At 59.5% G+C, this 22,983-nt stretch carries 22 protein-coding genes and 1 pseudogene; all 23 read right to left on the bottom strand.

The genetic code is table 11. The features are described from left to right. Positions 1-23: 23 nt before the first annotated feature. Positions 24-317, bottom strand: coding sequence for a transposase (locus AC2FNB_RS15625; RefSeq protein WP_496747747.1), 294 nt, complete (start codon positions 315-317; stop codon positions 24-26). Positions 318-468: 151 nt separating this feature from the next. Next, a complete protein-coding gene (locus AC2FNB_RS15620) occupies positions 469-1,176 on the bottom strand; it encodes an IS6 family transposase (protein WP_496747745.1) in 708 nt (235 codons plus the stop codon). Positions 1,177-1,311: 135 nt separating this feature from the next. Then, positions 1,312-2,268: a BMP family protein gene (locus AC2FNB_RS15615; RefSeq protein ID WP_496747744.1), complete on the bottom strand. Its 957-nt coding sequence runs from the start codon at positions 2,266-2,268 to the stop codon at positions 1,312-1,314. Positions 2,269-2,438: 170 nt separating this feature from the next. Continuing rightward, positions 2,439-3,377: an ABC transporter permease gene (locus AC2FNB_RS15610; protein WP_496747741.1), complete on the bottom strand. Its 939-nt coding sequence runs from the start codon at positions 3,375-3,377 to the stop codon at positions 2,439-2,441. Continuing rightward, positions 3,377-4,447, bottom strand: coding sequence for an ABC transporter permease (locus AC2FNB_RS15605; protein ID WP_496747739.1), 1,071 nt, complete (start codon positions 4,445-4,447; stop codon positions 3,377-3,379). Before AC2FNB_RS15605 ends, AC2FNB_RS15610 begins: the two co-directional genes overlap by 1 nt. 1 nt (position 4,448) lies before the next feature. Next, entirely contained in the window at positions 4,449-5,969 is a 1,521-nt protein-coding gene (locus AC2FNB_RS15600; protein WP_496747737.1) for an ABC transporter ATP-binding protein, read from the bottom strand. Positions 5,970-6,156: 187 nt separating this feature from the next. After that, entirely contained in the window at positions 6,157-8,454 is a 2,298-nt protein-coding gene (locus AC2FNB_RS15595; RefSeq protein WP_496747734.1) for a nitric oxide reductase activation protein NorD, read from the bottom strand. Positions 8,455-8,468: 14 nt separating this feature from the next. Next, entirely contained in the window at positions 8,469-9,266 is a 798-nt protein-coding gene (locus AC2FNB_RS15590; protein ID WP_496747732.1) for a CbbQ/NirQ/NorQ/GpvN family protein, read from the bottom strand. A 95-nt stretch (positions 9,267-9,361) separates the two neighbouring features. Further along, positions 9,362-10,402 carry an aliphatic amidase gene (locus AC2FNB_RS15585; protein ID WP_496747729.1) on the bottom strand — a complete coding sequence of 347 codons (1,041 nt, stop codon included), beginning with the start codon at positions 10,400-10,402 and terminating at the stop codon, positions 9,362-9,364. Between the two features lie 41 nt (positions 10,403-10,443). Next, on the bottom strand, positions 10,444-11,142 hold the full coding sequence (gene urtE / locus AC2FNB_RS15580) for an urea ABC transporter ATP-binding subunit UrtE (RefSeq protein ID WP_496747726.1): 699 nt from the start codon (positions 11,140-11,142) through the stop codon (positions 10,444-10,446). Then, on the bottom strand, positions 11,135-11,887 hold the full coding sequence (gene urtD / locus AC2FNB_RS15575) for an urea ABC transporter ATP-binding protein UrtD (protein ID WP_496747723.1): 753 nt from the start codon (positions 11,885-11,887) through the stop codon (positions 11,135-11,137). Before urtD ends, urtE begins: the two co-directional genes overlap by 8 nt. Beyond that, positions 11,884-13,032, bottom strand: coding sequence for an urea ABC transporter permease subunit UrtC (gene urtC / locus AC2FNB_RS15570; protein ID WP_496747719.1), 1,149 nt, complete (start codon positions 13,030-13,032; stop codon positions 11,884-11,886). Before urtC ends, urtD begins: the two co-directional genes overlap by 4 nt. Before the next feature lie 5 nt (positions 13,033-13,037). Then, on the bottom strand, positions 13,038-13,907 hold the full coding sequence (urtB, locus tag AC2FNB_RS15565; protein ID WP_496747716.1) for an urea ABC transporter permease subunit UrtB: 870 nt from the start codon (positions 13,905-13,907) through the stop codon (positions 13,038-13,040). A gap of 81 nt (positions 13,908-13,988) precedes the next feature. After that, positions 13,989-15,236: a transporter substrate-binding protein gene (locus AC2FNB_RS15560; RefSeq protein WP_496747714.1), complete on the bottom strand. Its 1,248-nt coding sequence runs from the start codon at positions 15,234-15,236 to the stop codon at positions 13,989-13,991. Between the two features lie 238 nt (positions 15,237-15,474). After that, the gene (locus tag AC2FNB_RS15555; RefSeq protein ID WP_496747712.1) at positions 15,475-16,083 is read right to left on the bottom strand and encodes an ANTAR domain-containing response regulator; all 609 of its coding nucleotides are present in this window, start codon (positions 16,081-16,083) and stop codon (positions 15,475-15,477) included. Positions 16,084-16,095: 12 nt separating this feature from the next. Continuing rightward, positions 16,096-17,232 (bottom strand): transporter substrate-binding domain-containing protein, encoded by a 1,137-nt coding sequence (locus AC2FNB_RS15550; protein WP_496747710.1) that lies wholly within the window; start codon positions 17,230-17,232, stop codon positions 16,096-16,098. A 554-nt stretch (positions 17,233-17,786) separates the two neighbouring features. Next, the gene (locus AC2FNB_RS15545) at positions 17,787-18,113 is read right to left on the bottom strand and encodes a DMT family transporter (protein ID WP_496747707.1); all 327 of its coding nucleotides are present in this window, start codon (positions 18,111-18,113) and stop codon (positions 17,787-17,789) included. A gap of 23 nt (positions 18,114-18,136) precedes the next feature. Next, positions 18,137-18,670: a peroxiredoxin gene (locus tag AC2FNB_RS15540; RefSeq protein ID WP_496747705.1), complete on the bottom strand. Its 534-nt coding sequence runs from the start codon at positions 18,668-18,670 to the stop codon at positions 18,137-18,139. A 35-nt stretch (positions 18,671-18,705) separates the two neighbouring features. Next, positions 18,706-19,503 carry an ABC transporter permease gene (locus AC2FNB_RS15535; RefSeq protein ID WP_496747703.1) on the bottom strand — a complete coding sequence of 266 codons (798 nt, stop codon included), beginning with the start codon at positions 19,501-19,503 and terminating at the stop codon, positions 18,706-18,708. A gap of 3 nt (positions 19,504-19,506) precedes the next feature. After that, positions 19,507-20,388: an ABC transporter permease gene (locus tag AC2FNB_RS15530; protein ID WP_496747700.1), complete on the bottom strand. Its 882-nt coding sequence runs from the start codon at positions 20,386-20,388 to the stop codon at positions 19,507-19,509. A 4-nt stretch (positions 20,389-20,392) separates the two neighbouring features. Continuing rightward, on the bottom strand, positions 20,393-21,445 hold the full coding sequence (locus AC2FNB_RS15525) for an ABC transporter ATP-binding protein (RefSeq protein WP_496747696.1): 1,053 nt from the start codon (positions 21,443-21,445) through the stop codon (positions 20,393-20,395). Positions 21,446-21,469: 24 nt separating this feature from the next. Then, the gene (locus AC2FNB_RS15520) at positions 21,470-22,567 is read right to left on the bottom strand and encodes an ABC transporter substrate-binding protein (protein ID WP_496747693.1); all 1,098 of its coding nucleotides are present in this window, start codon (positions 22,565-22,567) and stop codon (positions 21,470-21,472) included. A gap of 163 nt (positions 22,568-22,730) precedes the next feature. Further along, a pseudogene (locus tag AC2FNB_RS15515) lies at positions 22,731-22,983 on the bottom strand (FMN-dependent NADH-azoreductase); the annotation flags it as partial.

Here is a 22,983-nt window from a genome sequence, read left to right as displayed (position 1 = left end):
GGCAGTCTCAACCATCTTGCGCCTCACTTGCCGATCCTCGGCTTGAGCTTTCGTGACAAAAAATCGTTGGCGACGGCCAGCTCCCCGATCTTCGCATGCAGTTCTTTGACCTGCTCTTCGTCGGTCTCTGGGGACTTCTTTCCGCCGCGTTCAAACACGTCGGACGCGCCTTCCAGCAGAGCGCGTTTCCAACTGTCGATCATCGTGGGATGGACGCCAAATTGGCTGGCAAGTTCAGCCGCAGTTCGCTCACCCTTCAAAGCCTCAAGCGCGACTTTCACCTTGAACTCGGGCGAGTGGTTCTTCCGTTTCGACATCTCTGATCTCCTTTTCGTCGAAGATCAGCAGACAACAAATCGTAGCTTACGTCAGTGTCCGAAATTCAGGGGGTAGCTCATGGATCACCGAGCACACAAGGGTATTGCCAAGTTGTTGGCGGCCGATTGTGAAGCGTTGGAAAGTGCAGGGTTATGCTTCCATTTCAGCGGTGTAGTCGACCCATAGACTGAACGCATCGATGCGGGCGTGACGGTTTGAGGTTGTGGTGAGTTGATAGCGGCGGGGGCGGAATATCAGGTTGATCTGGTCATGCGCGGACAGAAACCTCTGAGCTTGTCGGTGTGACTTGAACCTGCCAAACAACTTCTCTCGCTTTCGCGTCAGCCTGTGCGAAACTTCGATTGCATTATTCAACCCTTTGTGGGCCCGGTGGTCAGCCTGCGGTGCCAAGGTGCTGTTGGGCTTGATGTAGCTGCGCGACTTGTCCGTGATCACGACCCTTGGCTCACCGAACCGAGCGACCAATCTCTTGAAAATCCGTTTGGCCGCCTTCGCATTTCGCCGCGTTTGAACAAGGATGTCGAGAACGCCGTCGGCGTCGATGGCCCGCCACAACCAGTGCTTCTTGCCGCGGATCGTGATAACAACCTCGTCCAAGTGCAATTTGTCATTCGGCTTGGGGCGATCGCGCCGGATGCTGGTCGCAAAATGTGCGCCGAAACGATTGACCCAGAGCCGAACGGTTTTCCGGCTCACGATGACACCCCGTTCCGCCAAGAGATCTTCGACATCCGCAGTGCTCAAGGCAAACCGATGGTATGCCCAGACCGCGTAGGCAATGACCTCACGAGGGTAGCGAAAGCCCTTCAGGCGCGACATCCTGGATGGTTTTTTCATATTCGTCTTCGCAACGCCAGACAACTCGGCAATACCCGGTTGAGCCCTGAACAAGATGGCGCGGACTCCATGGCGCCGGAATGGAAATGCCCCGGGAAGACCCGGGGCATTTCCACATTGGTCGGTGAAGTTCTGTTACCGCGGTTCGACAATCAACTCGCCCGAATTCATCTGTGCGATCAGAGCGTTCACTTCCTGAACGACGTTTTCAGGAATATCCGGGTGGAAAGTTCCAATGCGCATCGCCTGGCTGTTGGACATATCGCCACGGTACAGGTTGCCTTCCAGCTTCCCGGCAACGGCGAGCTCGAGGTAGCTTTTCATGTTGCCGCGCACATCCAGAATGGCCGATTGCAGAATCTCAGGCCATTCGTTGATCGCGTCGCGATAGATGCCAATCCCGTAGACGCCCTTCTCCTGAACTGCCTGCATGGAGCCCAGGGTCGCACTGTCCATCGTCGGCCACACGACATCGGCGCCTTGTGAGATCTGGTTCAGCGCCGCCTCTTTGCCTTTCGCGACATCATCCCAATCGCCGGTCCAGGTAACCAGAACATTGACATCCGGGTTGGCAGCCTTTGCGCCGTTCTCGTAGCCCGCAACAGTGTCATTGGTGAATTTGAACTTCTGCGCGGCAATGACGCCGATGGTACCGGTTTCCGTCATCGAGCCGGCCACATAGCCCATCAGATACGCAATCTGGCTGAAATAGAAATCGGCGTTTGCGATATTCTCCGAGGTTCCCAAGCCGTTGTTGATCATGAACATCGTGTCGGGAAAGCGACCGGCCACCCGCTCTACGGCGTCCTGGAACTCGCCGCCGTGGCCGATGACAAGGCCGTAGCCGCGCCGTGCATAGTCGCTCAGAACTTCGATCTGCTCAGGCTGATGCACGCTTTCGCTGTAGGCGGTTTCAAAGCCAAGATCCTTTCCTGCGTTTGCAAGCCCCTCATACCCGGCCTGGTTCCAGCCATTGTCGGAAACGGACCCCGGCATCACGATGGCTGCACTCTTGATGCCTTCGGCACCGGCCGCAAAGGCCGGCAGGCAAAGCGCGGCAAGACCCGCGGCAACAAAGTTGCGGAATTTCATAGGTATTTCCTCCCTAGCATTTATGCGTCCGACTTTGCGCGTAAGGAGGGGCTGCGAAAAATGATGTTTCCTCAGGGTTAAGATGAGTAAATTGTTGCCGCCGCTCCGGCTGCAACCGCCATCTGCCGGCGCTGAAACCCGATGAGACCGGACCTGAAAAACCGCCCAGCCTACCGCTGCTCCCGGACATAAGCCTCGCCAACCGACGCAGGTGCCCGTGTTTTCCCCACAAGGAAGATCAGGGCCGCCAGGGAGGCCGCATAGGGCAGGATCAGGAACAGCTGGTAGGGCACGTCAGGATTGCTGAACTGCAGTTTGAACTGAACCGCGTCAAAGAACCCGAACAGCAGCGCCGCCGCAATCGCGCCCGCCGGAGACCACCGCCCGAGGATGATCGCCGCCAGTGCGATAAAGCCTTTGCCCGCGCTCATCCCTTCGGTGAAGACATAGACTTGCGACAACACCAGATGCATCCCGCCCAACGCGGCCAAGGCGCCGCTGATTGCCAGCGCAAGGTATTTGAACCGGAACACGGGCACCCCCGCCACATCAGCCGCGCGCGGGTTTTCACCAACGGCCCGGAAATCCAGGCCCGCATTCGACCGGAACAGCCACCACCAGCTCAACCCGCCGATGGCAATAAGAAAGTAGAACAACGGATCCTGCATGAAAAACGCACTGCCAACCACGGGCAGGCTGCTTAGCCCCGGGATCTCCACGACCGAAAATCCGGCGACTCTTGCGCCTCCAGCCATATCCCCAAACACAAGCCGCGCCCCGAAGGCCGTCAATCCAGCCACCAGGATGTTGACGGCCAAACCCGCGACCAATTGGTTGACGCGCAGCCTGATGACCAGCCCGCCCAGCAACAGACCCGTCAGCATCCCGCAAATCAGACCGCAAGCCAGGCCGGCCGCTACGCTTCCCGTAACAAACACCCCCGAAGCCGCCCCCAGGGCGCCTGACAGCATCCCACCTTCCAGGGCGACGTTGTAGGTGCCGCTGCGCTCGGCGAAAACGCCGCCAAGCGCGGCAAATGCAATCGGGGTGCCCAGCCGGACGCTCGAGGCCAGAACATCCGAAATCAAAGCCGCATCAAGACCGGACATTACACGCCTCCTGCAGTTTTTTTCCGTTTCGCCGCAAGGCGTTTCAGCCAGCCGGCGCCGGTTGACTGCTCGCGAACGACCAGGGCGGCCGCAACGCAGATGACAATGATCCCTTCAATCGCCTCAACAACAGCGCCTTCAACGCCGACAGAGCGCTGCATGGTTCCGGCCCCGGCCGAAAGCCCGGCCAAAAAGAAGGCCGCTACTGGGGCCACAATGGGGTTGAGCGCGGCCAGGAAGGCAACCACGATACCGTCGTACCCGTAGCCGTCGCTGAACAGGTGGAACAGCCGGTACTTCAGCCCGGCGACCTCGATTGCACCGGCCAGACCCGCAAGTGCGCCACCGGCAATCATCGACATCATGATATTGCGCTTGGCGTTTACGCCTGCATAGGTGGCCGCCCGGGGGTTTCGCCCGACAAGATCCAGGCGGAAGCCCGAGGGGGTCGAACGGATCCAGAAATAGAGCAAAACCGCAGCCAGCAATCCGATCAGCACGCCAAGATGGGCATCCGAGCGCGGCATGAGGATCGGAAGCTTGAACTGATCCGCGATCTCTTCGGAATAGGGATAGGGCGCGCCCTCGGCCATCAAGGGCCCGGATACGGCATAGCTGACAATGTGAATCGCGACGAAGTTCATCAACAGGGTGACGATCACTTCGTTGGTCCCTTTGTAGGCCCGCAGGTAAGCCGGGAAAGCCGCCCACAGACCGCCCCCGGCAGCGGCCGCGCCAAAGATCGCGATCAGGCCAGGCACCCCAGGCGTATCGGGAATGTTCAACGCGACCAGGGCGCCGAACAGCCCGCCCATGTAAATCTGGCCTTCCCCGCCGATATTGAACACACCCGCCCGCAGCGGCAGGATCACCGCCAGACCGGCCAGCAGCATCGGAGAGGCTTTCACAAGCGTGTTGGAAAGCCCCCAATAATCGAGAAAGGACTCATTGAGGAGGGCGCCGTAGGCGGCCAGAGGATTGTGGCCGTCGATGACGATCAGCACGGCTCCAAGGCTCAGGGCAATCACAATTGCCATAAGGACACGAAACTGAATTTGCTTGGCGTTCATGTCACCTTCCGTTGCTCGCAGTCATCAGCATTCCGATTTCCTGAGAAGAGGTTGCTGCGGGATCGACCACCCCGGTAATTCTGCCAAACGCGATGACGGCCACACGGTCCGACACCTCCAGAACATGTTCCAGTTCGGTCGAGATATAAAGCACCGCAACACCGCGCCGGGACGCCTCGAGGATCTTCCGCTGAACAAAGCGGGTGGCGCCAACGTCCAGCCCCTTTGTCGGCTGGACCACCACCAGCAAACGCGATGCGGTTTCGATTTCCCGCCCCAGGACAACTTTTTGCTGGTTGCCGCCCGACAGCGCCGACGCAGGAAGCGAGGGATCTTTCGGGCGTATGTCATATTCCGAGATCAGCGCGTCAGCATAAGTCCCGATCGCACGCCGGTTCACCAAGCCGCCGTTTCGGAATTTCGGGTCCTGAATGGTGCGAATTGCCGTGTTCTCTGCCACGCTGAGGGACAGAACCAGACCTTCTGCATGGCGGTCTTCCGGAACAAACCCGATGCCAGCCGCAATGCGTTCCGAAATTGTCTGGCCGCTGATGTCCTCACCATCAAGAACGATTGCACCATGGGTTATGTTCAGCAGACCGCCGATCGCTTCAGACAGCTCGCGTTGCCCGTTGCCGTCAATCCCCGCGACCCCCAGGACTTCGCCCTTTGCAATTTCAATGCTGATGTTATCCAGAATGCGGACGCCGTCGTCCGTGACCACAGATACATTGGCCAGCGACAGGGCCACCTCGCTGCTCACAACCCTGCCCGGCTCGCGCAGAACATTCTGCGCCAAGCCGGGTCCGGCATCGCCGCTGCCCATCATCAGCGCGGACATTCTGCGGGTTTCTGTTTCGGAGACTGCCAGATCTCCCTCGATCCGGCCGTGACGCATGATCAGAACCCGGTCGGCAGCCTGCACGATTTCTTCCAGCTTGTGCGTGATCAGAAGAACCGTCAGCCCCTTTTCAACCATGACGCGGATTTCTTCCAGAAACGGCTGCACCTCGGTTGGGGCCAAAACACTGGTCGGCTCATCCAAAATCAGGATCGAAACATTGCGGTACAGTGCTTTGATGATTTCAACCCGCTGTTTCATGCCCACCGGCATGTCTTCGACCTTGGCGGAAAAATCCACCTTGAACCTGAAGTCGGCGCAAATGGCCTCAACATCGCCCAGGGCGCGCGGCGTGCGCTTGGAAGCCGGCAGCCCGATCTGGATATTTTCCAGCGCGGTCATGTTTTCCACCAGGCTGAAATGCTGGTGGATCATGCCAATTCCGTTTTCAAGTGCTACCGAGGGATTTGTCAGCTCGCATGGCGCCCCGTTCAGGGCAACCCTGCCGCGATCCGGCTGATAAAGGCCCATCAGCACACTTGCCAGGCTGGTCTTGCCCGCGCCGTTTTCGCCGAGGATCGCAATGCACTCGCCGCGATTGGCTTCGAAGGTGACCTTGTTCAATGCCTGAACGGCCCCAAAGGCCTTCGAAACCCCGGTGACACTCAATACAGCAGCCAAGACGCCCTCCCCTGCAGCTTGTCCGAAACATGCTGCGGCTTGGTGTTGCGATCAAATGAGATAACCTCAGGATAAAGATGAGTTGCGGTTTCCAACCGCCGCAATACCGCACAAAACGCCCTTGCCTCGCGCAGGCCCCTGCGCCGGGATCCAACGTCTCTTGCGGCCGGCCTGCGGTCGTTCCTCTCTATCCGACAAGGCGGAAATACAGCATGGGCAGGCGTTCGGGCAAACTCTCCAGATCACTGGTTTGAACAATGTTGCGGGCACCAAATATCCGGGGCAGGGCCATATTGTCTTCCCCGTTCAATCCTATCGCAAAAACATCTATGCCGCTCGCGGCCAGTTCCATGACCGCCTTGCGGGTGTCTTCGATCAGATAGTCCGGATCGCTGACATCAATATCCGATGGCTCGCCATCCGTGATGACCAGAACCAGTTTGCGCCGGGTCGTTTGAGCGGCAATCTCTTGACCGGCAAAGCGGAGGGCACCGCCCATGCGTGTGGAATATCCCGGCCGAAGACCGGCAAGCCGGCTTTTGGCCTGATCATTGTAGGGAAAGCCAAAGCTTTTGATCTGATGGTACTTCAACTCGCTGCGGCCATCGGAACAGAACGCGTGCAAGGCAAACGGATCGCCCATGCCATGCATCGCCTCGGCCAGCAGCGCAAGTGCCTCGCGCTGCAGATGATAGATCGACTTGGCGGTGCCGTTGACAAAATCCTTGGTAGATTCCGAGATGTCGAGCAACACCAGAACCGACAGGTCCCGCTGGGAAAAGGCCGTGGTTTCATAAAGGCCGCTATCGGGGATCTGACCGGCGCGCAGGTCAATGCGGTGCCGGATGCAAGCGTCCAGATCCAGCCGGTCGCCTTCGCGCTGCCGTTTCAAACGTTTGATCTGGCCAATCCTGGATTGCCGAACCAGGCTTTCGATCCGTGCTGCCACATCGCTGTGTTTTGCCACGATGGCATCGATGATATGCGGCGGTGCAGTTCTCGGCCGGGGCTCGACAAGAGTCACCCAGCCGGGGCGCAGGCTGCCCGCCTTGCAATCCCATTCCGGCAATTTGCAGATTGGAACCGCCGCATCCTCCTCGGGGTTGACCGGGCGGTGTCTGGCTTCGGTTTCGTCCAGATCGCTCGGCGGTTGCGGATCGGTGTCCGGGCTGTCCTGCTCTTTCTTCTCGATCCGCACCGAGGCCAGCACGGTGTCCAGATCATCTTCCGCATCTTCGGGCGGTTCGCCGAAATCCCATAGGCCCATATTGTCGTCGCGATAGGCCGGTTCGACCACATAGGTCTTGGCGTTGAACTGCAGCCGCATCTGGCCAATATCATTGCCCAGCAGAACGCCGATCCGCCGGATGTCACCGGGGTCCCAATCGGGGCCTGCATTGCGGAACATCATGCGGCCTTTCCGGACCCAGGGGTGATCATCGGCGAAATCCTCATCGATCAGGGCGCGCGCCAGCCTGGCCAGCAGATTGCTGGTGGCCGGCGCCGTGTCGGCCGCCACATAACAGACACCGTTCCGGCCGGTTTCCTGCATCTGGGCATGGCCCGGAACCGTGTGAAATGATTTCCACAAATCCAGCAGGCCGGGATATTTGCGCGCGGCCAGCAGCTCTGCACGGGTATCTTCGAGGATTGAGACCAGCGCGATCTGGACCGGTTTTAGCGCCTTGGGCAGGCGGCGCCCGCCCATATGCTCGATATGCGCGCCGACATGGGTGACCGCGGCCTTGAACAGGCGTTCCGCCTGATCGCTTTGATAGCCCGCATAGCTGACCGGCACCCGGATGAACGTGCCGTCAAAACTGGTGCGGGTATGGGTTTTTCCGTCATTGAAACCCGCCGCCCGCAAGATCACCCGCTTGCGCCAAAGGCCCAGCGGCAGCGAGGTCAGGGTTTTTTCCAGATCGGCCAGCCGGACCGTGCCTGCCTCCAGTTCCAGCACGTGACGCGCGGCAGGGTCTTCCAACGCGAAATAGCTCCGCAGCCGTTCGGGGTCGGCCGCAGAAGAGGACACCCCGGTTGCCATCCAGCGCTGAAACCCGATCGCATCCAGTTTGGCCAGCAAGCTCTGCGACATCTCGCAAACATCCGCCACCTGCCGCGGCGCCGCATCGGTCAGTTGCCGCATCGCGCGCAGCCAGATCACGAAGCTTTCGCCGTCGGGAATTTGCCGGATCGCCGGCCGCAGATTGGCGATGAACGCCCGCGCGGCGTCAGGCCCGGCGTGCAGGCGCAGGTAGTCCGCCGTCTGCAGCAGGGCGCGGAACACCTCAGCTCCGAAAACCTTGCTGATTTCGGCTGCGCTTTCGGCAAAATCCAGCAGAAAGGACCGGCTCAGCACCCTGCCGGGCAGATTCGCCACGGCTTCCTGCCACAGCAGCTGATCCGGTTTGCGCGGCAGGTGCGCGATCGCGGCTGAGGCGATCAGGCCGGTTCCGGCCTCTGCGGGCAAAGTGGCTGTGTCCATCCCCGTCCCGCCTCTTACAGACAGGCCGTGAACATGTCGTTCAGGGCTTTGCGCGCATCCCGGTCATCGGTGATCGGCAGGATGATCGCGGTTTGAGCGGCTTCCTTGATGCCCAGCCCCTGGCTGTGCAGCCGCCCGGCCTGTATCAGCATCCGGGTTGAGGCGCCTTCGGCCAGCGTGTGGCCTTTGACATTGCGCGAGCATTCTCCGAATTTGACCAGCGTCTTGGCCAGATCCAGGCCCACATTTGCCTCTTGCGCGATGATCGCCGCCTCATGCGCCTCATCCGGATAATCGAAATCCAGCGCAGCAAAACGCTGTTTGGTGGATTCCTTGAGATCCTTCAGCACGCTCTGATAGCCGGGGTTGTAAGAAATCACGAGGTGGAAATCCGGGTGCGCCTGCACCAGCTCGTTCTTCTTGTCCAACGGCAGAATGCGTCGGTCATCGGTCAGGGGGTGGATCACCACAGTGGTGTCCTGCCGGGCTTCGACAATCTCGTCCAGATAACAGATCGCGCCATGGCGCACTGCCAGCGTCAGCGGACCGTCATGCCAGACCGTGCCTTCCGCATCCAGCAGATACCGGCCCACCAAGTCCGAGGCCGTCATATCCTCATGGCAGGCGACGGTGATGACCGGTTTGCCCAGTTTCCACGCCATATGTTCGACAAACCGCGTTTTGCCGCACCCGGTCGGCCCCTTCAGCATCAGGGGAATCCGATCCTTGTGGGCCGCCTCGAAAGTGGCAATCTCATTACCCGAAGCGTGGTAGAAGGGTTCGTCTTGAATTTTGTAGGTTTCCAGATTCATGGTGACACTGCTTTTTTAAAGGGGGCTGGCAGAGGGCTGCCGTCAGTGAATAGGGGTGCAGCCCCCAATACGGGGGCTGCCGGGTCAGATGAAATTCACCTGTGCACTTTGGTCTTGTCGTTGGTGATGCCGGGGATCGGGGCCTCGGACGTGCCGGGGGTGGAACGGGTCAGCGCCTCGACCATTTCGCGGGTGCCCTCGGGGTCGTTGACCCATTTCGAGTAGAAATTATAGGGGCAGGCCGCGACGCCGTTTTCATTCTCGCCCGATTTCCCCATGCCGGTGTAACCACGGTGCAGGAGCTTATACAGGTGGTTCTGCGACTGGCCGTTCTTGCGCGCGTCGCGGATCAACGAGGTCGACAGCTGCGCATATTGGATGCCCATCTCCTCCTCGCCGCATTCGCCCAGGGTGCGGCCGTCGAAGCCGATAATCGCGGAATGCCCGAAATAGGAATAGACCCCGTCGAAACCTGCCGCATTGGCCACCGCCACATAGCAGTTATTGGCCCAGGCCATCGCCTTGGACATCACCACCTGCTGATCCTTGGAGGGGTACATATAGCCCTGACAGCGCACGATCAGCTCCGCCCCGCGCATCGCGCAATCGCGCCAGATCTCGGGATAATTCCCGTCGTCGCAGATAATCAGGCTGATCTTCAGCCCCTTGGGCCCCTCGGAGACATAGGTGCAATCGCCCGGCATCCAGCCCTCAATCGGCACCCAGGGCATGATCTTGCGGTATTTCTGCACGATCTCGCCCTTGTTGTTCATCAGGATCAGCGTGTTGTAGGGCGCCTTGCTGGGATGTTCCTCATGCCGCTCCCCGGTGATCGAAAACACGCCCCACACATCAGCCTTGCGGCAGGCTTCGGCGAAAATCTCGGTCTCATCCCCCGGCACAGTCGAGGCGGTTTCGTACATCTCCTTCGGGTCGTACATGATGCCGTGCGTCGAATATTCAGGGAAGATCACCAGATCCATACCCGGCAGGCCGACCTTCATGCCTTTGATCATCTCAGCGATTTTATGCGCGTTCTCAAGCACCTCTGCCTTGGTATGAAGGCGCGGCATTTTATAGTTGACGACGGCAACGCCGACGCTGTCGTTACTGCTGGAAATGTCACCGTGTTGCATGGAGTCCTCCTGTTGGTTTCATGCGGTTTTCTATGGGTTGGTCAGACGGCCATGTGTTCGTGCACCAGATCATCGCTCAGCTCGGCTATCGGGCCGGATGACACGACTGAACCCTTTTCAAGGATCACGAACCGTTGGCTTGCCCGGCGCGAGAACTTGATGTCCTGCTCGACCAGCAGAATGGTGATATTGTGGTCGCGGTTGAGCGAAATGATCGCGTCTTCGATCTGTTCCACGATATTTGGCTGAATGCCCTCGGTCGGTTCATCCAGCACGATCACCTTGGGGTCCGTCAGCAGGGCGCGGCCGATGGCCAGTTGCTGTTGCTGTCCGCCGGACAGGTTGCCGCCCTTGCGGTTGATGAATTCCTTGAGGATCGGAAACATCTCAAAGACCGTTTCCTGCAACTCCTGCCCGCGGCCGCTGGTGCGGGCAAAACCGCCCATGTTCAGGTTCTCGCCCACGGTGAATTGCGGCAGGATCCCCCTGCCCTGCGGAACATAGCCAATCCCGGCCTTGGCGCGTTCATGGGTGGGCATCCGGCTCAGGTCCTGCCCATCGAACAGGATGGCCCCTTCGGTCCTGTCCAAAAGGCCGAAGATCGCCCGCATCAATGTGGTTTTGCCCACCCCATTGCGCCCCAGCACCGACAGAAACTCGCGGTCTTCCACATCAATGCTGATGTCCTTGATCGCACGGGAGTTGCCGTAGTACCCGTTCAGGTTCTTCAGATTAAGCATCTTCAATTCCAATCGATCCCAGATAGACTTCTTTGACCTTGGCGTTGTTGCTGATCTCAGCGGTACTGCCTTCGGCCAGCAAAGATCCCTGATGCATCACCGACAGGACGTCGCCGATTTCGCGGACAAACCCCATGTCGTGTTCCACCACGATCAGCGTGTGCTTGCCCTTGAGGCGATTGCAGATCTCGGCGGTTTTTTGAGTTTCGCCGATGGTCATTCCGGCTGTGGGCTCATCCAGCAGGATCAGCTCGCTGTCCTGCGCCAGCAGCAGTGCGATCTCCAGCCACTGGGTTTGCCCGTGCGACAGGAAAGCCGCGGTCTTGTCCAGCGCGTCCTGCAGGCCCACGAATTCCGCAAGCACCTCAAGCCCGTCGGAATCCGCCGATTGCGCGCGCCTGAACAGGTTCTTGAAAACCCCCACTTCGCGGCATTGCGCAACCTCAAGGTTCTGACGCACGGTCAGCTGCTTGAACACGCTGGGCACCTGGAATTTCCGCCCGATGCCGGCCCGGGCGATAATGTGCTCCTCGGCATCAGCCAGTTCCTGGCCGCGGTATTTGATCGACCCGCTGGTGGGTTTCGTCTTGCCGCAGATCAGATCCAGCGCCGTGGTCTTGCCCGCCCCGTTGGGGCCGATCAGGCAGCGCAACTCGCCTTGTTTGATGTCCAGGCTCAGATCGGTCACGGCCTTGAACCCGCCGAACTGAACGCAAAGGCTGTCGATATTCAGATGGCCGCTCATGACTGCTCCGCTTTCGATCTGATGGTCACAATGTCGCCGGCTGCGGTCTGTGCCCCGCCGCCTTGGGGTTTGCGAGCGAACCGGGCTTTGACAGCGTCCAGAAAACCAGCCAGCCCGTTCGGCAGGAACAGAACGATCACCACGAACAGGAAACCCATGATCAGGGTCCAGGTATCCAGGAACAGCTCGGTTTCAGACAATGCGCCCTGCACACCCGAAACCAGCATCGCCCCTAGAGCGGCGCCCAACAGGCTTTGCCGTCCGCCAACAGCGCACCAAATCACGATCGACAAGCTCAGCGGCACACCCAGGAAAGTGGGTGAAGCGAACTCCATCACCACGGTGTAAAGCATCCCCGCCAGCCCCGCGATGGCAGCAGAGACACACATGGCCAGCGTCTTGTAGCTTGCCACGTCATAGCCAAAGAACCGCACGCGGTTTTCTTCGTCGCGGATCGCCTGAAAGATCAGACCCGTTTTGCTGTTGGTCAGGACCAGGCCGCCAAACAGGCTTGCCGACAGGCAGGCCGCGACCAGGTAGTAGGTGCTTTTGGAATAGGCATCGAACTCGACCCCGAACAGCTCCAGCTGGGCCAGGTCGGTAATGCCGTTGAAGCCGCCGGTATAGGATTGCTGGTCGATGATCAACAGGTTCACCACAACAAGCGTGGCCAGCGTGATGATGGCGACGAACACGCCGGTGATGCGTCCTCTGAACATGAACCAGCCAATGAAGCCAGCCAGAACCACCGGCAGCAGGATTCCCGCCAGCAGGGTGAAGGTCATGGAATAAAACGGCTGCCAGAACCACGGCAACGTCTCGACATTGTTCCAGACCATAAAGTCCGGCAAACCCTCCGATCCGGTATGCACCGGCACGGTGCGCAGTTTCAGCGCCATCGCCATGCAGTAGGACCCAAGCCCGAAGCTGAGCCCTTGCCCAAGGTTCAGGATACCGGCATAGCCCCAGGACAGGCACAGCGCCATCGACACCATGCCAAAGACCAGATAGCGCGAGTAGCGGTTGAGCAGAAAGTCATTGTCCAGGATCGTGGGCAGCGCAAAAAGCGCAAGGCACACAAGGCCATAGACGGCAACCTGATTAGTGGTTCGGCGTGTCATGCCAAAAAGCCCATTGGTTTTCATGGCACTCACCCCCGCACCTTGAAAGCAAACAGGCCCTGCGGGCGGAACCGGATCAGCACGATGATGATGAGCAGCACCACCGCCTTGGCGATGGTGTCGTTCCAGACATAGCCCAGGCTGCCCGTCGCCTCGCCCAGCAGAAAGGCGCTGGCGGCGGTGCCGAACAGGCTTTGCACCCCGCCCAGAACCACGACGAAAAAGGCGTCGACCACATAGGTGGTTCCCATTTCGGGCGCGACACTCTTGAGCGGCGCGATCAGCGCTCCGGCCAGCCCGGCCAGCCCGGCGCCATAGGCGAAGGTCAGTGAATAAACCCGGCCGGAATTTACCCCGAAACACGATGCGATGCCGGGGTCCTGCACAACCGCGCGCAGTTTCGATCCGAATTCAGTCTTGAACATTAAGAACCAAGTCATCGCAAACAACGCTGCGACAAAACCCAACATGAACACCCGATAGCCAGAGACGTCCGTGCCCAGAATACTCACCGTCCCCGATAGGACGCTGGGCATCTCGACATAACGCAGCTCGCCCCCGGCGATCAGCCGCACCACCTGTTGCAGGATGATACCGATGCCCCATGTGGCCAGAATTGTATCCAGCGGCCGCGAATACAGATGCCGGATCACGCTGCGTTCGATCAGGAACCCCAGCAGCCCGACCCCGAAGAAGACGATGACCAGGCTTCCCAGGGTGCCGACGCCGAAAAACGTGTTCATCGCCCAGGCCCCATAGGCCCCCAGCATGATGAACTCTCCATGCGCCATGTTGATGATGCCCATCGATCCGTAGATGATCGCCAGACCAAGCGCGACAAGCAGAAGTATTGACCCGATGCTGAGACCGGTGATGAGGTTTTGTAAGAGGAAGTCCATGGGATACCCGCGTTGAGTGGTTGCCGGGGGCCGGCGGAACGGCGGAACACGGCCGCCATCCCATCGGGCCATCTGCCTGCGTCAGGCCTTGATCAGGCCGCTTTCGGCGCAGGTCTGATCCGGGTAGGCAGCATAGGGAACGGGCTTTTGCCATTCCTTGGAATCCTGCAGCACCTCGAATTGGCCGTCGGACTTCGCCACTGCGATTTTGGGCCACAGCCAGGTGTGCAGATTATCGCCCTCCAGGCGGATCTTGCCCTGCGGTGCGATCGTTTCCTGCCCTTTGATCGCTTCGCGGATGTTCTGCGGGCTGATGTCGCTGGCGGCCAGCTGCTCGACGGCCTGCTTGAACAGGTAAACCTGGAAATAGGACGGCTCGGACACGAAATGGGTCACCTTGTCGCCCCCCCAGCGCGCGCGGTATGCCTCAACGAATTTCTCGTTCTCCGGCGACTGGTGCACCATGAAATAGGGCGCCGAGGTAAAGTGGCCCGCAGCCGCATCGCCGCCCATCGCCGCCACTTCGTTTTCGGATGTGGTCAGGCTGGCCATTGGCATCTTTTCAGGATCCAGACCCGCCGCGCGATACTGACGATGCAGCGCCACAACGGAATCGCCCACCACGGTTGAGAAGATCACATCCGGCTGCGTTGCCTTGATCTTGTTGATGACCGAGCTGAATTCGGAATGGCCCAGCGGCACGTATTCTTCGTTCACCACTTCGCCGCCCAGTTCCGCCAGCAGTTTTTTGCAATAATTGTTTTCTTCTTTCGGATAGATGTAGTTCGACCCGATCAGGAAGAATTTCTTGCCGAAGTTTTTCACCAGCCAGGGGATGAACTCATCCTGCTGCTGATTCGGGACGGCGCCGGTATAGACAACGTTTTTCGAACACTCCCGGCCCTCATACAGGGTCGGATAGAAATACAGGTTGTCGCGTTTTTCAAAGACCGGCAGAACCGCCTTGCGGCTGGCGGAGGTGTAGGATCCGAACACCGACACGCAATTGTCGCCCACTACCAGCTTGCGCGCCTTGGACGCGAAAGTGGCCGGGTCCGAGGCCGGATCCTCGACAATCGGATTGATCCGCATTCCGTTGATGCCGCCGGCATCGTTGATCTCTTCAATGGCCAGCAGGGTCGCCTTGTTCAGGGACTCTTCGATAATGCCCGTGGTGCCGGTCAGCGAGAACAGAACCCCCACATTGATCTCGCCATTTGCGGCATAGGCCATGCCGGCATTCTTGCTCCAGATATGGGGGGTGCCAATGGCGGCAGCGGTTGCGAAGGCACCGGACGTCTTCAGCAAATTACGACGTGTGATCGACATTTTTTCTTCCCTGTTGACGCAAAAAAGCCCCCGAACAGACCAGCGGTCTGGTTCGGAGGCTTTTTTGCCGTTTCCATTTTTTGCAGCGTTTTTGCTGCCCTGATTTTTCAGGTGTGAAAAGGCTGCATCACTTCGAAATTTGAGTCAATTGTGAAAATTCGAAAAATATGCCGCACCTGCGCAATCAAATTAATTTCATTTATTTTAATGAGTTATGCGGAGTATCTGCAAAAAGCGCTCAGATTTTCGAAGATTCGATGATGTATCTCGCAACCGCAGAAATTGAGGTTTGCGACTGCATCGCTGACTGTCTGATCTGCCGATAGGCGGTGTCTCCATCGACCTCTTGCTCTGCCATGACGATCAGTTTTGCCCGTTCAATGTCGCGCATGGTGCGCACAACGCCGTCCAGCTTCGCCACCCGGTCCAGCATCCGCCTTTCATAGCGGTAATGACTCCAGGCCAATTTGACCGCAGTGGTTAGAAACCCGCCCTGAAACGGTTTCTGAACCACGGCGTGGGCGGCGCAAGCAACCAGCAGGTTGTCGTCATACCCCTGGCCCGACGGCACCAGCACGATCAGCGCCGCCTTGGCATCCCCCGCGACCCAGGGGATCAGATCGACCAATTGCGGAAAATAATCGCAGATCAGGATGTCCATATCGGCATCCAAACGGCCTGCGGGCGGGGGCCACATGCAAGACACTTCCATCCGCTGCCTTTGCAGGGCGCGGATCTGCTCATCCGTGGCGGCATCGCGTTTGCAGCACATCGTCACCCGCAGGTTGGACAGATTGACGAGGCCGGATGAGCAGCCGGGTTTTCTGGCCCCCTGGCGTGGTTTCACAATTCGATCCCCCTAGGCGCGCGCGTCATGCAGGTTGACCAGATAGGGGTCGCTGGCCACCGCCTGCATCGACTCCCAGACAATCTCGAACTGGCCAAGGCGGGTCACACGCCCAACCCTGACCCAAAGATCCGTGTGCGAGTTGTTTTCGTTGATACTGACCCTGCCCTGCGGCGCGTCAAAGCTTTGGCCCAAAACCATGGGTCGCAGAATGTCGGGATCCAGCGTATTGGTCATCTCAAGCGCCTTGGCGAACATGTGAACCTGAAAATACGCCGCTTCGGCACACATGTTGATGGCTTCGGCATCGCCGTACATATCCCGGTAGAGCTTGAGAAACTTGGAATTCCGGTCGCTGTTGAGGCTTTGAAAATAGGGCGCGGCGGTGATGTGTTTTTCGCCCACATCCGCGCCCATGGCCTGCACTTCGGCCTCGGTCGTGGTCAGGCTGGCAATCGGGACGGTGTTGGGATCGAGATTGAAGTCATTATACGTCTGATACAGGTAGACCGTCGCCATGCCGACCACAGTCGAGAATATCACATTCGGCTGCGCCCGTTTGATCTCGCGCATCACCGCAAAGAAATCCTCGCGCCTTGCATTCAGCGGCACGTACTTTTCGCCTGCCAGCTTTCCGCCGCGGCTTTCCAGCAGCTCGCGCATGACCCTGTTGGTTTCATGCGGATAGATATAGTCGGAACCGATGAAATAGAAGCGATCCCCATAGGTGTTGATCAGATACTCGATCAGCGCGGTTGAATTCTGGTTGGGGGCCGCTCCGGTATAGATCACATTGGGTGAATATTCGAACCCCTCATACAGCGTCGGGTACCACAGCAGCCCGTTCAGACGCTCAACAACCGGCAGCACCGCCTTGCGGCTGGACGAGGTGTAGCATCCGAAAATGGTCGACACGCCATCATTGGCCATCATCCTATGCGCGTGAGTCCGGAACAGGGCGTTTTGCGAGGCCGGATCGTAGATGACTGGTTCGACTTCGCGGCCGTTGATGCCGCCATTGTCATTCAGTTCTTTCACGGCCACCATGGTGCCGCGAAACTGCGTCTCTTCGATCAGCGCCATATAGCCGGTCTGGGAAAACAGCATCCCGACCTTCCATGGCTCATCCGTGTGCCTGTTTGAAATCACGTCAGCGATACCAGGGCTCCTTCCCTTATCCAGCCTCTATCCGGAGGCTTCCCCCGCGTCCCTGCGATAGCTGGAGACCAGCCGGGGCAAAGCGCCGGACTGCTCTGCGCGCTTTGGAAACGGCATTGCGCTCTCCGCGGCTTGACGCAGCACAGTATAGGGCGCGTTCAACCCCGCCATGATGAGTTTTTCACACCTCCAGCTTTCGAATTGCTCAGCCGATACAGGCTTGACTCGGAAATAAGTCTGAAATTTTTCCGCAGGACTCGCCTGCCGCCGCAGAGGCGGCTTCAAACCAGACTTTAAACGCCCAAGCCTTGCGCACGACGGCGGGCCGGGATTTTACCGCAGGTATCCGCGTCCTGCAGGCCAAGGGGAATGCCTTCAGCCACGAATGGGCCGGGGCAGAGGCAAACCGGCCCGTGATTGCAAACGGCTCCCCAGAAGACCCGGCCGGCGCCAAGCAGAAGCCCGAAGCTCTCCCTCTCTGCCATCGCGTTCGCCGCAAACGTCATGTTCCGCTTGGGAAACAGGAACGGGCCCTGGCGCAAGGCTCACGAACTGACCTTGAACAGCACCACTCCCGATACAATAAGGGCCAGCGCCAGCATCCGGCCCGCCGTTACGGCCTCGGCAAAGACCATGACGCCGATCAGAAAAGTGCCCGCCGCGCCGATCCCGGTCCAGACCGCATAAGCGGTGCCGATGGGAATGGCCCTTTGCGCCAGAAACAGGAAAAACCCGCTGGCCACCATGCTGCTGACAGCAAAGGCGATCCAATACCAATTCGTGCCATTCTCGCCCGATCCGTTCTTGAGCCCGATGGGCCAGCCGATTTCAAACGCCCCGGCAAGGATCAGGATTAACCAATGATATGTCATGCAAACAGCTCCGCTTTGAGTGCTCAACCCGTTGGATTTTCCTTCAGCCAGGACAGCAGCGATCCTGCATCGGAGGCGGCCATCGGCGCGTCCGGGGCATTGTCGCCAAAGCCGGGTTCGGGCAACAGGCATTCGATGCGCCCGTCATTCACGACCATGGCATAACGCCAGCTACGCAACCCCATCCCATCGGCGGTGTATTCCACCAGCATCCCCATTTTGCGGGTGAAATCGGCATTGCCATCCGGAATCATCTGGACCTTTTCGATGCCCTGGGCCTGCCCCCAGCGGAACATGACAAAAGCGTCGTTCACGGACAGGCAATAGATCTCATCAATGCCCTGGGCCCGGATCTCATCGTAATGTGCTTCGAACCCGGGCAGGTGTTCATCCGAACAGACCGGCGAGAACGCCGCCGGGACGGCGAAAATGACGATCCTGCGGCCTGCGCACAGATCCTGCGCTGTGGTCGTGCGCCACTCAAACGGGTTTTCCAGGCTTGGGCTGTCAACGCGAACCCGGGTCTGGAACGTGGCGGGCGGAAGGGCGGCGCGCATCATCAGGCTCCTTTTTCAGGGGGATTGGCGGGGGATCACTCGGCCTTGTCCAGCGCGCCGACCATTTTCAGAAGGTCCCCGAACCGGGCCACGGTCAGGAACAGCCCCGCCGCCGCCAGCACCGCAAAGACCGACACCGCCGCCATCGCCGGGGAGTAGCCGTAGCGCAGCGAATTCACCACCTTGATGGGCAGCGTTTCAACGGTAAAGCCTGCTACCATGAAGGCGATGATGTATTCGTTCATGCTGAGGACGAAACAAAAGGCCGAGGCGCCAAAGATATAAGGCAGGATCAGCGGCAGGATGACTGTTCGAAAAACCGCGCCCTCGCTGGCGCCAAGGGATGAGGCGGCATCGAGATAGGCGTCATCAATGGTTTCCAACCCTAAGGAAATCATCATCAGCGGGATCGTCACCAGAAACACCGAATGCGAGATCGTGGTGGCCCAGAACGAGCCATAGCCTCCAATCTCGGACCAGAAGATCAGGAAACCCAGCGCCGAGGTGACGGGCGGCAGCATGAAGGGCACCAGCCCCAGGCCGAACAGCACCTTGGCGAACAGCACCCGGTGACGCCACAGCATGAAGCTGATCGGCAGCGCGATGCAAACCGCCACCACCGTCGCAATCGCCGCCACCATCAGGCTGGTGCCGATGGGACCCAGCCATTCCGGACTGCTCAGCACATCCTTGTACCAGCCCAGCCCGAAACCGCGCGGCGGAAAGTAAAGCCGCTTCTTTTCATTGAACGACACGCCGGCCACCACGATGAAGGGCAGCATTAGAAACAGCGCTACGGCAAAGACATAGAGTTTTCCAAGACGGGTGTGCATGGCCTAGCCTTCGGTCTTTCTGGTCAGCCTGCCGACCCCGGTGATCAGCGCAAAGCAGATGATGCACAGGAACACGGACATGGCGGCGGCAAAGGGAATGTTGGACTTATAGATCGCCTGATCGGTGATCAGCACCGACAGGGTCCAGTCTGCCGGACGGCCCAGCATCTGCGGGAACAGATAGGCCCCCAGGGCAAAGACAAAGACCAGTACCAGGGCCGAGATGATTGTCCCCCGCAGCGCCGGGACCACCACGGTAAAGAACGACCTGATCGGCCCCGCGCCCAGGGTCGAGGCGGCTTCGGGCAGGCTGCGGTCAAAACGCGAGATCGGCGGATAGATCGTCAGCACTGCAAAGGGAAAACAGAAATGCAGCATGGCGATCATGATCGCTGCCCGGCTGGGATAATAGGACACGGGCCGGTCCAGGATGCCCAGCCAGACCAGCGCATTCGAGACCCCCGCTGTGCGCGACAGAAGGATGGTCCAGCTGAAACCCAGAATAACCTCGGAAAGGGTCAGGATGCACAGCAGCAGGATAACGACAGGCACCTGAATGCCCCGCCCCATCCGCGACACCAGATAAGTGAAGGGCACCGCCAGGCTGACACAAACCACTGAAATCAAGGCGCAAAGGGTCAGCGACCGACCCAGCGCCGTCAAGAAGACAGGATCAAAGAACGCGGCATAGTTGGTCAGCACGAAATCGGGTTCATAGAACCCGTCCGGCACCCGGTAATAGAAGCTGACCGCCCCCATGATCAGGAACGGGCACAGGAAAAAGACCAGCAGCATAATTCCCGGCGGAATCAGGATAAGGGTTTTGCGGTCTACCCGCCAAAACCGGGGCATGGGCTGGGGAACTGCGGTATCCTGAGTTGTCATTGGTTCACGCCTGGATCAGATGGGCGGTTTCGGGGATGTTCAGATGCATCTTGTCCCCAACGCTGTAGCCCAGCGGCCGGCCCGGGGATTCCTTGACCAGAAACTCATACGCGCCTGCCTTTGCCAGCACCTCGATCTCGGACCCCAGATCCCGGATCAGACTGACATCGACCTCAATCGCGTTGCGCGTTTGCGCCGATTGCGGAGTAAGCCGCAGCTGTTCCGGGCGCAGGCACAAAAGACCCGGCGTCAGATCGCGCGCGGCCCAATGCGGCGGCTGCACCTTCAAGCTCTGCCCGTTGAATTCAAACGAGCCGTCCGTGCGTGCGATACCCTGCAAAAGGGTCGAGGTTCCGACAAAATCGGCCACAAATGGCGTCGCCGGTCTGCGATATATCTCCAGCGGGCTGCCGACCTGCTGGATCGCGCCCTGATCAATCACCACAATTACATCCGACATGGTCATCGCCTCGCGCTGATCGTGCGTGACCACGATGGTGGTGATGCCCAGCGACTGCTGCAGGTCGCACAGCTCGGTCTGCATATGTTCGCGCAGCTTGGCGTCCAGCGCCGACAGCGGCTCGTCCAGCAGGAACAGGCGCGGCTCCATCGCCAGCGCCCGCGCGATCGACACGCGCTGCTGCTGGCCGCCCGACAGCTGTTTGACCGGCCGGTCCGCGACATGCGGCAGCTTGATCAGCTCCAGCAGCTCTTCGGCCCGCGCCCGACGCTCTGCCTTGGGGCGTTTCTGCAGTTTCAGCCCGTATGAGATGTTTTCCCACACGTTCAGATGCGGAAACAGGGCGTAATTCTGAAACACCATGCCCACATTGCGTTTGTAGGCCGGCAGCCTGGTGACATCTTCGCCATCAAACCGGATGACGCCTTCAGAGGCGTTGTCCAGGCCGGCGACCAGCCTGAACATAGTGCTTTTCCCACTGCCCGAAGGCCCAAGAAAGGTGATCAACTTGCCCGCGGGCAACGACAGGCTGATGTCTTTCAAGGCTTCGAAACTGCCGAAGCGCTTCCAGACATGTTCCAAGGTGAGTGCGGTCATTATCCTGGGCCTTGGTTAGTCAGATCAGGAGATAGCGCGCGAGAACTCTGTCGCCGTCCAGTCGCCCCAATCGGTATAAAGGTGATAGGCAGGCGCAATAGTGTCCTTGCTGGTCGAAACCTGATCCCATTCCTCATCGGTCAGATCGGTGGTATCCTTGGGCACCACGGGGCCGCCGCCCAGATTGCGCGCCAGCAAGGCCTGCACCGGCGGATCCAGCGTGTAGTTCAGGAATTCATGCGCCTGATCGCGCAGCGCGGTGCCTTTGGAGATGCCCCAATAGGCCGGGTTCTTGACGGCGCCTTCCTTTGGGAAAATGCGGTCGATCCCGATCCCTTCGGCCTGCGCCACCGTGGCGACGTCATTGTAATAGATGCCAATCGGCAACTCGCCGGTCTCCAGACCGTTCTGGAACTGCGCCTCATCCCGGTACCACAGGGCAACTGTGTTCTTCAGCTCGGCCACTTTGGCCAGCACTTCCATCACACCTTCCTTGGTTTGCAGGATGTCCGGCCCGCCGAAATAAGTCGCGGCGGTGATGTCGATGATGTTGGAAATCTCGGGCTGCGCCATCACCCCGGCCAAACCTGCATTCGCCGGGTTCCACAGTTCGGTCCAGCTGGTCGGCGTTTCGGGGAAATCCTCGCGCAGGGTGACAAGGATGTTGAAGTAGAAGAACCAGGCCACGCCGTTGGGCATCCCTTCGGCGGTTTCGCTGACGCCCTGGACCTCGGGCAGGTATTTGGCGTTGGGGATGCGCGACATGTCCAGCGGCTCGATGATCCCGGCATTGGTGGCGCGCACCATCGGGATCGGGATCAGGGCCGAAACGTCCAGGGGCACGTTGCCTGCCCGGATCGCCTGCGCCAGCTGCACCACCTGCGCGTCGCCGTTCGGGGTGCCGATGGATTGCACTTCGATGCCCGTGGCGGCGGTGAACTCGGGATACAGCTTGTCGGCCAGAACCTCTTCGAAGAACCCGCCCCAGGACCCGACTTTCAGCGGCTCGGACTGGGCGTGAACAAACGGCGCGTAGAGCCCCGGAACAGCTGCCAGCGCGCCGGTCGCGGCAGAGCGCTTGATGAACTGTCTGCGGTTGATCGTCCCTTTTATGCGTGTCACGTCACTTTCCTCCATTATGCGCCCCGGATTGTGAGGACAGGGCCGGGCCGATCTCAAACGAGATTAATTCATGCCCAAGATGAGCTCGGCTCGGCACTCCCTGAAAACGGCGACAGCGACCCCCCAGGGTCGCTGTCTTGACGCGGTTGACCGGCGACGGGGGTCAGGCGGCGACCTGCGCAGCCACGACCTTGGTCCGGGCCTTGGCCTGGGCCACCGAGTCGTCGAACCGGGCATCGCCGAATTCCTGGTACTCGATGGCGATGGTCTCCATGTTCGCGGCATCCGCGCCCAGGTAATGCGCTCTGGCGCGGATCGCCGGGTCCAGCCCGTTCAGATGCGCGCGCTCGCCGCCCTCGGCAAAGCCGAACTCGCCGCGCGAGGACAGGACGATCAGCTTCTTGCCGGTCAGGATC

It is taken from the genome of Ruegeria sp. BHSB058 (assembly GCF_059613285.1).
The sequence above is the reverse complement of the archived record's forward strand: the minus strand, read 5'-3'. Positions and strand labels throughout refer to the sequence as shown.

Excerpts from the sequence above, each read along its gene's own strand:
- AC2FNB_RS15605 (WP_496747739.1), bottom strand. The coding sequence starts at position 4,447 with ATGAACGCCAAGCAAATTCAGTTTCGTGTCCTTATGGCAATTGTGATT.
- AC2FNB_RS15535 (WP_496747703.1), bottom strand. The coding sequence starts at position 19,503 with ATGCACACCCGTCTTGGAAAACTCTATGTCTTTGCCGTAGCGCTGTTT.
- AC2FNB_RS15610 (WP_496747741.1), bottom strand. The coding sequence starts at position 3,377 with ATGTCCGGTCTTGATGCGGCTTTGATTTCGGATGTTCTGGCCTCGAGC.
- AC2FNB_RS15590 (WP_496747732.1), bottom strand. The coding sequence starts at position 9,266 with ATGAATCTGGAAACCTACAAAATTCAAGACGAACCCTTCTACCACGCT.
- AC2FNB_RS15615 (WP_496747744.1), bottom strand. The coding sequence starts at position 2,268 with ATGAAATTCCGCAACTTTGTTGCCGCGGGTCTTGCCGCGCTTTGCCTG.
- AC2FNB_RS15595 (WP_496747734.1), bottom strand. The coding sequence starts at position 8,454 with ATGGACACAGCCACTTTGCCCGCAGAGGCCGGAACCGGCCTGATCGCC.
- AC2FNB_RS15530 (WP_496747700.1), bottom strand. The coding sequence starts at position 20,388 with ATGACAACTCAGGATACCGCAGTTCCCCAGCCCATGCCCCGGTTTTGG.
- urtD (WP_496747723.1), bottom strand. The coding sequence starts at position 11,887 with ATGAGCGGCCATCTGAATATCGACAGCCTTTGCGTTCAGTTCGGCGGG.
- AC2FNB_RS15560 (WP_496747714.1), bottom strand. The coding sequence starts at position 15,236 with ATGTCGATCACACGTCGTAATTTGCTGAAGACGTCCGGTGCCTTCGCA.
- AC2FNB_RS15525 (WP_496747696.1), bottom strand. The coding sequence starts at position 21,445 with ATGACCGCACTCACCTTGGAACATGTCTGGAAGCGCTTCGGCAGTTTC.
- urtE (WP_496747726.1), bottom strand. The coding sequence starts at position 11,142 with ATGCTTAATCTGAAGAACCTGAACGGGTACTACGGCAACTCCCGTGCG.
- AC2FNB_RS15625 (WP_496747747.1), bottom strand. The coding sequence starts at position 317 with ATGTCGAAACGGAAGAACCACTCGCCCGAGTTCAAGGTGAAAGTCGCG.
- urtC (WP_496747719.1), bottom strand. The coding sequence starts at position 13,032 with ATGAAAACCAATGGGCTTTTTGGCATGACACGCCGAACCACTAATCAG.
- AC2FNB_RS15585 (WP_496747729.1), bottom strand. The coding sequence starts at position 10,402 with ATGCAACACGGTGACATTTCCAGCAGTAACGACAGCGTCGGCGTTGCC.
- AC2FNB_RS15540 (WP_496747705.1), bottom strand. The coding sequence starts at position 18,670 with ATGCGCGCCGCCCTTCCGCCCGCCACGTTCCAGACCCGGGTTCGCGTT.
- urtB (WP_496747716.1), bottom strand. The coding sequence starts at position 13,907 with ATGGACTTCCTCTTACAAAACCTCATCACCGGTCTCAGCATCGGGTCA.
- AC2FNB_RS15545 (WP_496747707.1), bottom strand. The coding sequence starts at position 18,113 with ATGACATATCATTGGTTAATCCTGATCCTTGCCGGGGCGTTTGAAATC.
- AC2FNB_RS15620 (WP_496747745.1), bottom strand. The coding sequence starts at position 1,176 with ATGAAAAAACCATCCAGGATGTCGCGCCTGAAGGGCTTTCGCTACCCT.